At 67.0% G+C, this 9363-nt stretch carries 10 protein-coding genes and 1 tRNA gene; 4 read left to right on the top strand and 7 right to left on the bottom strand.

Annotated elements, in window-relative coordinates; translation table 11 throughout:
• Positions 1 to 283 precede the first annotated feature (283 nt).
• Complete coding sequence (locus DRB17_RS19560) at positions 284 to 466, bottom strand: hypothetical protein (RefSeq protein WP_114583916.1); 183 nt, start codon at positions 464 to 466, stop codon at positions 284 to 286.
• A gap of 160 nt (positions 467 to 626) precedes the next feature.
• Positions 627 to 1235, bottom strand: a complete 609-nt coding sequence (locus DRB17_RS19555; RefSeq protein ID WP_114583915.1) for a pentapeptide repeat-containing protein — start codon at positions 1233 to 1235, stop codon at positions 627 to 629.
• A gap of 137 nt (positions 1236 to 1372) precedes the next feature.
• On the opposite strand from DRB17_RS19555, the gene DRB17_RS21045 reads away from it, so the two are divergent.
• Positions 1373 to 1624, top strand: a complete 252-nt coding sequence (locus tag DRB17_RS21045; protein ID WP_161958911.1) for a DUF3253 domain-containing protein — start codon at positions 1373 to 1375, stop codon at positions 1622 to 1624.
• 16 nt (positions 1625 to 1640) lie between these two features.
• On the opposite strand, the gene DRB17_RS19545 is transcribed toward DRB17_RS21045, so the two are convergent.
• On the bottom strand, positions 1641 to 2852 hold the full coding sequence (locus DRB17_RS19545; protein ID WP_114583913.1) for an aminomethyl transferase family protein: 1212 nt from the start codon (positions 2850 to 2852) through the stop codon (positions 1641 to 1643).
• Between the two features lie 300 nt (positions 2853 to 3152).
• Here DRB17_RS19545 and DRB17_RS19540 point away from each other — a divergent pair, with 300 nt between their 5' ends.
• Positions 3153 to 3332: a hypothetical protein gene (locus DRB17_RS19540; protein ID WP_147274975.1), complete on the top strand. Its 180-nt coding sequence runs from the start codon at positions 3153 to 3155 to the stop codon at positions 3330 to 3332.
• A 258-nt stretch (positions 3333 to 3590) separates the two neighbouring features.
• On the opposite strand, the gene folD is transcribed toward DRB17_RS19540, so the two are convergent.
• From folD to DRB17_RS19525, 3 genes are all read right to left on the bottom strand, one after another.
• Positions 3591 to 4520 carry a bifunctional methylenetetrahydrofolate dehydrogenase/methenyltetrahydrofolate cyclohydrolase FolD gene (gene folD / locus DRB17_RS19535; RefSeq protein WP_114583911.1) on the bottom strand — a complete coding sequence of 310 codons (930 nt, stop codon included), beginning with the start codon at positions 4518 to 4520 and terminating at the stop codon, positions 3591 to 3593.
• Between the two features lie 177 nt (positions 4521 to 4697).
• Positions 4698 to 5012: a DUF167 domain-containing protein gene (locus DRB17_RS19530; protein WP_114583910.1), complete on the bottom strand. Its 315-nt coding sequence runs from the start codon at positions 5010 to 5012 to the stop codon at positions 4698 to 4700.
• Between the two features lie 18 nt (positions 5013 to 5030).
• Positions 5031 to 5345: a YggT family protein gene (locus tag DRB17_RS19525; protein ID WP_114583909.1), complete on the bottom strand. Its 315-nt coding sequence runs from the start codon at positions 5343 to 5345 to the stop codon at positions 5031 to 5033.
• A 292-nt stretch (positions 5346 to 5637) separates the two neighbouring features.
• Between DRB17_RS19525 and DRB17_RS19520 the strand changes: the two genes are divergently transcribed.
• Positions 5638 to 5713: transfer RNA gene (locus tag DRB17_RS19520), tRNA-Ala, on the top strand.
• 72 nt (positions 5714 to 5785) lie between these two features.
• On the opposite strand, the gene DRB17_RS19515 is transcribed toward DRB17_RS19520, so the two are convergent.
• Positions 5786 to 6343, bottom strand: a complete 558-nt coding sequence (locus DRB17_RS19515) for a hypothetical protein (protein ID WP_114583908.1) — start codon at positions 6341 to 6343, stop codon at positions 5786 to 5788.
• A gap of 196 nt (positions 6344 to 6539) precedes the next feature.
• On the opposite strand from DRB17_RS19515, the gene mutS reads away from it, so the two are divergent.
• Positions 6540 to 9260, top strand: coding sequence for a DNA mismatch repair protein MutS (mutS, locus tag DRB17_RS19510; protein ID WP_421779258.1), 2721 nt, complete (start codon positions 6540 to 6542; stop codon positions 9258 to 9260).
• The last annotated feature ends 103 nt before the right edge of the window (positions 9261 to 9363 follow it).

Below are 9363 nucleotides of genomic sequence, written 5' to 3'. Positions count from 1 at the left end.
CGCGGTATCCAGGCCAAGGGGGTAACGGGCTCACGGCCGCAACGCGGTGCCGGGTCATGACCCGGCACCGCGTCACCGCCCATCCTGCCAAAATTCAAAGACACAAGGGGGGTGTGCTGTGCAACCGGAAACATGGGTAACAGTGTTCGCGGTTTGGTCTGCTTTGGCCCTGCGCTGAAGTGGGGGGCTGTTACGGCCGCTGTCCGGTGTGAATTGGTAAACGCCGGGCGCGGTGACGCCACTGCCGCGGCCTTTCCTTGCGTGCAACCTGCGGTATGTCGGGCTATTCGTCGTCTTTAGACTGTTGAAGCCTGCTCAAGCAGTGCCGGTAAATCTGCACGGCATGGTCGGCCCGTTGGCCATAGGGCACGCGCTCCTGGTCGCCCGGTGTTACGTTGCTTGCCTCGCGGGCCAGCAGTCCCGCAGCCAAGATCGCGGCTACCGTGCGATCGTTTTCGTCGGACATCGGAGTCTCCTATTCCGGCAAAGATTGATCAAGGTCCGCCTCAAGCTGCCGTCACCCACTTTCCGCTCCAGCTCCGCCGCCAGCCCGGAACTCCTGATGCCCTCGGACCTTGGAGACACTGAGCCAACGCGAGAAGCGAAGAGCGGATTTGGTATCGGTTTCAGTTCTTACACCGGCCCATCGAGCCCGGTTGGCACACCGATCCGTCAATCCACGTGGCACCACTCAGGTTGGCGCTCGGCTGCCAAGCCCCTCCATCCAGATCCGCGCCTTCCAGCTTCGCGCCCTGCAGGTTCGCACCCCTCAGGGTTGCGCCGACGAAGACGGCTTCACGCAGATCGGCGCCCCGGAAATCCACGGCATGAAGCTGCGCTCCCGCGAAATTCGCCTTGCGAGCGTCAGCGTCGCGCAATATGGCCTGGTCCAACCGGGCATCGGCGAAGATCGCGCGGTGCAACGTGGCCCCGGTCAAGTCGGCGCGCACCAACGTCGCCCCCCGTAGCCCCGCATCGCTGAGGTCAGCCCCTCGGAGTATTGCGTCGGTAAGGTAGGCGCCTTGAAGGCTCGTGGACCTCAGATCGGCACGTGTCAGGTCGGCGCGCCGAAACTGGCCGGCCGTCATCCTCTTGTGGGCAAGCTGCGCTCCGGCCAGATCGGCGCCTGTGCAATTTGCGTAGGGTTTGATCTCGCACGGTAGCGTGTCCGCGTTGGCTGCCAATATCGGCCCGAGCACCAGCGCAGCCAGCACGAGCATGGCGGTGAGCATCATTCCCACAGCCGATGTGTTCCAAATTCGTGCCACGGAGACTCCTTACTGTCACTTCCTTAGATAGTAACGCTACCAGGGCATGACAGCCCGGCGCCGCCCTTTGGCGCTCCCTGGCCGGCGCGCCGGGTGCAGCGGGCGTGCATGGACGAGGCGGAGCGCGTCATGTCGGACGTGCGCCAGCAGGCGAAGAACCTCGCGCGGCAGGGCGCATCTCCATCCTGCGGCGCGGGCGGCCGGTCGACCCGAACGTCCCGATCAAGGGCGTCGTCCGGCTTGCCCTGCCGGATGGTGAAGGTTGGCGAATAACGAAAATCGGTCGTCGATACTACAGAGCGGCTTTGCATCTCCTGGCGGAAATCTTGGTACAAGCGATGAACAACCGCTTTTGACCCTGGGCCGACCAAACTAGCTGGGTTCGTCGGCTCCCGGCAACTCCGGGATATCCACCAGCTTGCCGCGCGGTATTTGTCGTTCCTTGTCGTACATGGGTAAATCGCAAACGACAGCGGGGCGAGTCCGCCCGTCGGCGCACTCGACGTCGACTTCCGTTCCCGCGCCCAGGTCAGGATCGTCAAGCCGCACGATCGCGACGCCGCAGCCTTGGAAGGGCGACCACGCAGACGAGCAGACGCGGCCGGCCGGCGATCCGTCCTTCCTCAGACTACGGCCAATTCCCGCAACGCCTCCCGATACGCGCAGCCCCCAAGTGCGAGGCCGCTTGTCCGCGTTCTCCAGCGCGGCCTTTCCGATGAAATCCGCCTTATCCAGATCGACCATGGAGCCGAGCCCCGCCGCAAACGGCGTCACCGTCTCGTCGAAGTCGGAACCGGCATTGAGCAATCCGGCCTCGATCCGGCGGGCTCCGCCCACTGCGACAGGGAGCATCCCATAAGGTTTACCGGCTTCGAGGACGCGCTCGCCCACCGCGCGCACATCGATGTCGGGCGGGAGATAGATCTCCCATCCAAGCTCGTTGGTGAAACCGGAGCGGGTGATCACGACGTCCTGGCCGGCTATCCGAACCTCCGCGGCATCGAAATAGCGGAACGGGTCGGGGTATGTTCCGTCGATCGCGGCCTTTAGGATCCTGAGCGATTCGGGACCCTGCACCTGACTGATCCAGACCTCCGGGTCGAAGACCTCGACATTCATGCCGCGGGCGTGCGCCTTGAGCCAGAGAGACAGGTCCCCATCCGCTTGCCCGTACCAGAACCGGTCGTCGGCCAGTCGAACGAGCACGCCATCGTTGATCATGCCGCCGTCGTCGTAACAGGCGAACTGATAACTGCACCGGCCAACCCTGGTCTTGGCCACGTCCCGGGTGAAGACGAGGTTCAGTAGCCTCTCCGCGTCCGGGCCCCGGACCTCGACTGGAAATTCACCGGTATGACGCAGAATTGCGCGGCGTCGGAGCATCCAGTAGGCGTCCTCGGCCGACACACCGGCCATGCTCATTGCAATCAGCCGGTGATTGTAGATCGTGTACTGCGGATCGTAAGGAAGTTCCTGGTGGACGAGGGGGTGCGGCGCCATCGTGCGCGCGAATTCGCTTGAGCGTGCGCCTTCGGTCGGCAACGGCAGGACGGCAAAGCGAACATTTCTCTGGAACTCTGACATGTCTTCATCCGATCCATCGTGCCGTGGTTAGTTATATCGCCGTCGCCACGTCGTAAAGCGACACAAAACCTCACGCGCGGCGCGTTCCCCCATGGCGTCCGAGCCTTGGATGGCTTCAGACCTCCAAATGCATTGAGACTTCCCGTTGAGTAGATCGACAGGGCGGTGCATGTCCAGGGCTTCGGCATAAAGGCCGTCGGACATTTTTTGCACTATCCTTGAAGGTTGTGACCTCTCCGCCGCCGCGTGCTTTCGTGCTTCTGCTCGCCGCGCAGGCGCGGGCACGCGCTGAAGGCGGCGATGGCGGAGGCGCTGGGCGACCACGGCTTCGACGTGCACGACCTGGGCAATCCCGACAGCATCGAGATCGGCGACGATCCCTCCCTGCGCCGGGCGGGGGAAATCGACGACAAGCAGGTGGAGGTGATGGGCCTGGAGATGGTGCGCCACTGGCTGACCCCCCGGCTGGCCGGGGAGTGAAGGTCGGCCCTATCAACACCAAGCCCCTTGAACGCGGTGGCTCCCCCGACGCGGGGGAGAAGTGATGATAATCGGGGCGGTATGGCTACCTGGCGCTTACGGTGCAGAGTAGCTGGAGAGGTGCGTTTATGGTGCCCTCTCCCCCGTGGCAGGGGAGAGGGACGGGGTGAGGGGCTGGCCGCGGTACAAACCGGATAGGTGGGTAACAGCGTTCGCGGTTTGGTCTGCTCCGCGGCCGTCTCCCGGTATCCGTGGACCCTAGCGCGCCGGTTCCTCGACGCCGGCCTGGCGGCAGGCGGCCGTCACGGTGTTGGCCAGCAGCACGGCGATGGTCATGGGGCCGACGCCGCCCGGCACCGGGGTGATGGCGCCCGCGACCTGCTTCGCCTCGTCGAACGCCACGTCGCCGACCAGCCGGCCCTTGCCGCCGGGCTCTTCCGGCTCCAGGCGGTTGATGCCGACGTCGATCACGGTGGCACCCGGCTTGATCCAGTCGCCGCGCACGAATTCCGGCTTGCCGACGGCGGCCACGACGATGTCGGCGTCGCGGCACTCCGCCGCGATGTCGCGCGTGCGGGAATGGGCGATGGTGACAGTGCAATTCTCCGCCAGCAGAAGCTGCGCCATCGGCTTGCCGACGATGTTGGAGCGGCCGACGATGACGGCGCGCTTGCCGCTCATGTCGCCAAGCTGGTCCTGCAAAAGCATCTGGCAGCCGCGCGGGGTGCAGGGGATCATGGCCCGATCCAGCGCGCCCGTGGCGATGCGTCCGGCGTTGACGACGTGGAAGCCGTCGACGTCCTTCGCCGGATCGATGGTGTCGATCACCTTCTCGGAATCGATGTGCTTGGGCAGCGGCAACTGCACCAAGATACCGTGCACCTGCGGGTCGCTGTTCAGCCGGCGGACGAGGTCCAGCAGCTCGTCCTCGCCGGTCTCGACCGGCAACGTGTGCTGGAACGACTGCATCCCGACCTCGGTGGTCTTCTTCGACTTGCTGCGAACGTAGACCTGGCTGGCGGCATCCTCGCCGACCAGCACGACCGCGAGGCCCGGCGTGATGCCGTGCCGCGCCTTCAGCGCGTCGACCTGGCGCGCGACACCGCCGCGCAGCTTCTCGGCAAAGGCCTTGCCGTCGATGATCGTTGCCTGGCCGGCGCCGGCCGGACTGGTGGAGGCCTGGCTCATTATCGCTCCCCTTGTATTCTCGTTTCGCCCGTGTCCAAGGTGCGGCGAGTCTGGCGACCGGCGGAACGCGTGACCCGTCCGAAACCGCCGCGGAACACTCTGGCACCGACGGGATCGTCTCGAAAACCGTCAATCCCAGTCGCCGTCAGTTCCAGTCGCCGTCAGTTCCGGTCGCCGTCAGTCCAGGTCGGCCGCCAGGCGGGCAGCAAGTTCCTCCGGATCGCCGTGGAGGAAGAGCGTCTTGCGGCGGCTCGTCTCGCCGGCGACGATCTCGACATCGGACTTCGCCAGCTTCCAGCGCTTGGAGAGCAGCTTCACGAGCGCCGCGTTCGCCTTGCCGCCCTCGGGCGGCGCGCCGACGCGGACCTTGAGGACGAGGCTGCCGTCGGCAAGCGCTTCGACACCGTCGATACGGTTCGTGCTGGCGCCCGGTTGCAGGCGGATGTCGAGCCTGAGCCCGCCGTCGCGCGGCTGCCAGGGCCGCCCGGTCATGGCCGCGCCAACCGCCTCCTAGTAACCGCCGCTCATGGCAAGCTGGCGCGCGAAGTTGGCAAGGACGCTCTGCACGAAGAAAAGACCCAGAATCAGGATGATGGGCGAGATGTCGATGCCGCCGAGGTTCGGCATGAACTGCCGGATGGGCCGCAGCGCCGGCTCGGTGATCCGCCAGAGGAAATCGACGATCGTATAGACGAAGCGGTTGGAGGTGTTCACCACGTCGAAGGCGATCAGCCAGCTGAGGATGGCGGAAAGGATGATTGCCCAGGTGTAGAGTTCGATCGCAATCGAGGCGACGTTAAGCAGCGGGACGAGAACAGTGGCCATGCAGCGGATCCCTCGCAGGCGTGGCGCACCGGCGGACTGCCAGTCGCGCCGGGGCGAAATCGAGCCGTACCCTAGCCGCCGCGTCCCGGCGACTCAAGCCGGGAGCGGCGCCAACATCTTGCCGTTTTTATATCGGAGACTGCGGGCAGGAAATTGCTTCGACGCGTGCTTGACAAGGGAGGGCCGGCTTCGCATAGTCCGCCGCGCCCGACAGGGGCCACGCGGGAACGCGCCGCCGGCCCTTGTCCGCCGCCCGGAGCGTTCCCAACTTCCGGGTGTCCTTTCGACCGGTGGGGCCGTAGCTCAGTTGGGAGAGCGCCAGAATCGCACTCTGGAGGTCAGGGGTTCGACTCCCCTCGGCTCCACCAAATCTTCCCTACTATAACCGCAGATGGTTCGAAGCGGAGTATTTGCCGGTTGCGGCCGAAAAGGTACGTGACCTAGCTGCCCGCTTCGTCTTCGTCCGTGCCGGTGTCGACCGGGCGCTCGTGGGTATGGACGTCCTTGGCGCCATGATCCTGAAGGCTTGTCACAGCCTTTTCCTGCGTTTCCGGCGTCTCGGCGCGGACCCACAGCAGGATGGCGCCGTGCTCGGCGGCGCGGGCGAAGGCTTCGGTCTGCGGCGTCGCGCGCACCTCGTGCAGGATGTCCGAGACGGCATAGCCGGTCAGGCCGGCGGCGACGGCGCCCGAGATCAGCGCACCGATCGGTCCGGTGGCGACCGCGATGAACCCGGCCGCGGCGATTGGGCCGATGTAGTTAATTTCCTGGATCATACCGCTGACGGTCTCCTTGAACGCCTCGCGCGGCGAATCGGCGGCCGACAAGGATTCGTGCGTATCCAGAACGGACAGGTCCGAGCGCTCGAACCCATGGGAGAGCAGGGCTTTCACCGCATCTGCGAAGGTCCGGCGGTCCTCGAACCAGCCGACCACCTCGATCGTGTGCGCGTGCTCGGGATGTTTGCCGTAGGCGCTCTGCTGCGTCTCGTCGGCCACAAGTGCCTCTCTATTTCGCCATCAGGTTCGCCGCGGGGTCTTTTAACCGCTTACGCCAAACTTGGCCAGAGTTTGCGGTGGATGTCAGGGGTGGGTCGCACCCAATGTCGAAGCGCGGTCTTTGCCCGGCCTCGTTGCGTGTTATTCTCCCGGCCGCTTTCGCCAGCAGCCGAACAACGCAACCCGCGAAGTGCCCGTGCCCGACAGCAGCCAAGCAGCCACCGCGCCCGACGCCGGCCCGCCCCAAGCCGCAACCCCGGCGACCACCCCGATGATGGCGCAGTACCTTGAGGTGAAGCGCCTGCATCCGGAGTGCCTGCTGTTCTACCGGATGGGCGATTTCTACGAATTGTTCTTCGACGACGCCGTGAAGGCCGCCGAGGCGCTGGACATTACGCTGACGAAACGAGGACAGCACCAGGGCGAGGACATCCCGATGGCGGGCGTCCCCGTCCACGCGGCGGAGGCCTATCTGGCCCGCCTGATCCGCGCCGGCTACAAGGTCGCCATCGGCGAGCAGATGGAGGACCCGGCGGCGGCGAAAAAGCGCGGCGGCCACAAGGCCGTGGTGAAGCGCGACGTGGTGCGTGTGGTCACGCCCGGCACGCTGACGGAGGACGAGCTTCTCGATGCCCGCGCGCACAACTATCTCGTTGCGCTGGCGGAGGCGGGCGGCGGGCTGGGGCTGGCGTGGGTCGACGTCTCCACCGGCGACTTCCAGGTGCAGTCGGCGGACCCCGGCGGCCTTCCCGCCGCGCTGGCCCGGCTGTCGCCCGGCGAGATCCTGCTGCCCGAGCGGCTGCTGCAGCGCGAATCGCTGTGGGAGACGCTGAATCAGTGGAAGACGGTGCTTTCGCCGCTGCCCTCCGCGCGCTTCGACAGCGCCAACGCGCAGAAGCGGCTGGAGGAGGTCTACGGCGTCAAGGCGCTGGATGCCTTCGGCAGCTTCGGCCGGGGCGAGCTGGCGGCCTGTGGCGCGCTGGTGGACTACGTCGCGCTGACGCAGAAGGGCAGCCTGCCGCACCTGCGCCCGCCCCGGCGGATTCGGCCCGACGCGGTGATGGAGATCGACACCGCCACCCGCCGCAACCTGGAACTGACGCAGGCGCTGACCGGCGGGCGGCAGGGGTCGCTGCTGGCGGCCATCGACCGGACGGTGAGCGGCCCGGGCGCACGCCTGCTGGCCCAGCGTCTTGCCGCGCCGCTGACCGATCCGGCGGCCATCGGCGCGCGCCACGACGCCGTCGGCTATCTGGTGGACGGCGAAGGTCTGCGGGCCGAGCTGCGCGAGCGGCTGCGCCGGACCCCGGATGTGGAGCGCGCGCTCTCCCGCCTCACCGTCGGGCGCGGCGGCCCGCGCGACCTCGCGGCGTTGCGCGACGGGCTGGGGCAGGCGGCGGTGCTGAAGGGCGTGCTGCTGGGCAGCGACGGCGGTCAGCCGGTGGAGGCGCCGCCGGAACTGTTGCAGCAGGCGGCCACGGACCTCGGATTTCACGACACCCTGGTGGATCGCCTGACCCGCGCACTTGCCCCCGACCTGCCGGCCTTGACGCGCGACGGCGGCTTCATCGCCAAGGGCTACACCCCCGAGCTGGACGAACTGCGCGGCCTGCGCGACGAGAGCCGCCGGCTGATCGCGAACCTGCAGGCGCAGTACGTCCAGAAGACCGGCGTCAACGCGCTGAAGATCCGGCACAACAACGTCCTGGGCTACTACGTCGAGGTCTCGCCGAAGCAGGCCGAGACGCTGCAGAACGACGGCACCTTCATCCACCGCCAGACGCTGGCCAGCGCCGTGCGCTACACCACGGTCGAGCTGTCGGAGCTGGAGCGCAAGATCGCCTCCGCCGGGGAGAAGGCGCTGGCGGTGGAACAGCAGCTTTTCAGCGATCTCGTCGGCGAGGCGACGGCCCGCGCGGCGGAAATCGACCTGGCCGCCCGCGCGCTGGCGGAACTGGACGTGGCGGCGGGGCTGGCGGAGCTTGCGGCGGTCGACGGCTGGTGCCGGCCGCACGTGGACGATTCCACCGCCTTCGACATCCGCCAGGGCCGCCATCCGGTGGTGGAGCAGGCGCTGCGGGCCGAGGACGCCGGGCCGTTCGTGGCCAACGACTGCGACCTGGGCGCGGAAAGCCGTTTGTGGCTCGTCACCGGGCCCAACATGGCGGGCAAGTCCACCTTCCTGCGGCAGAACGCGCTGATTGCCGTGCTGGCGCAGATGGGCAGCTACGTGCCGGCCGAAAGTGCCGCCATCGGCGTCGTGGACCGCCTGTTCAGCCGCGTAGGCGCGGCCGACGACCTGGCGCGCGGGCGCTCCACCTTCATGGTGGAGATGGTGGAGGCGGCGGCCATCCTGAACCAGGCGGGGCCGCGCGCGCTGGTCATCCTGGACGAGATCGGGCGCGGCACGGCCACCTTCGACGGCCTCTCCATCGCCTGGGCGTGCGTCGAGCACCTGCACGACATGAACCGCTGCCGCGCGCTCTTCGCCACGCACTACCACGAACTGACCAGCCTCGCGGGGCGGCTGTCATCGCTCACCTGCCACACCATGCGGGTGAAGGAGTGGCAGGGCGAGGTGGTCTTTCTGCACGAGGTCGGCGCGGGCGCGGCCGACCGCTCCTACGGCATCCACGTCGCCAAGCTGGCCGGCTTGCCGCCCGCCGCCGTCAAGCGCGCGGAAGAGGTGCTGGAAACCCTGGAACAGGGCGAACAGGCCGGCACCCTCAGCCGCCTTGCCGATGACCTCCCGCTCTTCGCCGCCGTGCAGGCGAAGCCGGCCGACACGGGCGCGGCGGAAACGGGACCGAGCGAGGCAGAGGAACGCCTGCGCGCGGTGAACCCCGACGAACTGACACCGAAGCAGGCGCTGGACCTGCTGTACGAGTTACGGAATCTGGCGAAGGGGGAGGGGTGAGCAACTGTCTTTCATCATGCCGCTTTTGGCTGCCAGGGCGTGTTGTCGCGAAGCATGGCGTTGAGGATGGTGATCATCTTGCGCATGACGGCGACAATGGCGA

Origin of the sequence: Ferruginivarius sediminum (assembly GCF_003344765.1) — a bacterium.
Lineage (GTDB): Bacteria > Pseudomonadota > Alphaproteobacteria > Kiloniellales > Rhodovibrionaceae > Ferruginivarius > Ferruginivarius sediminum.
Note: the sequence above shows the minus strand (reverse complement) of the source record. Positions and strands in the feature narration are given on the sequence as shown.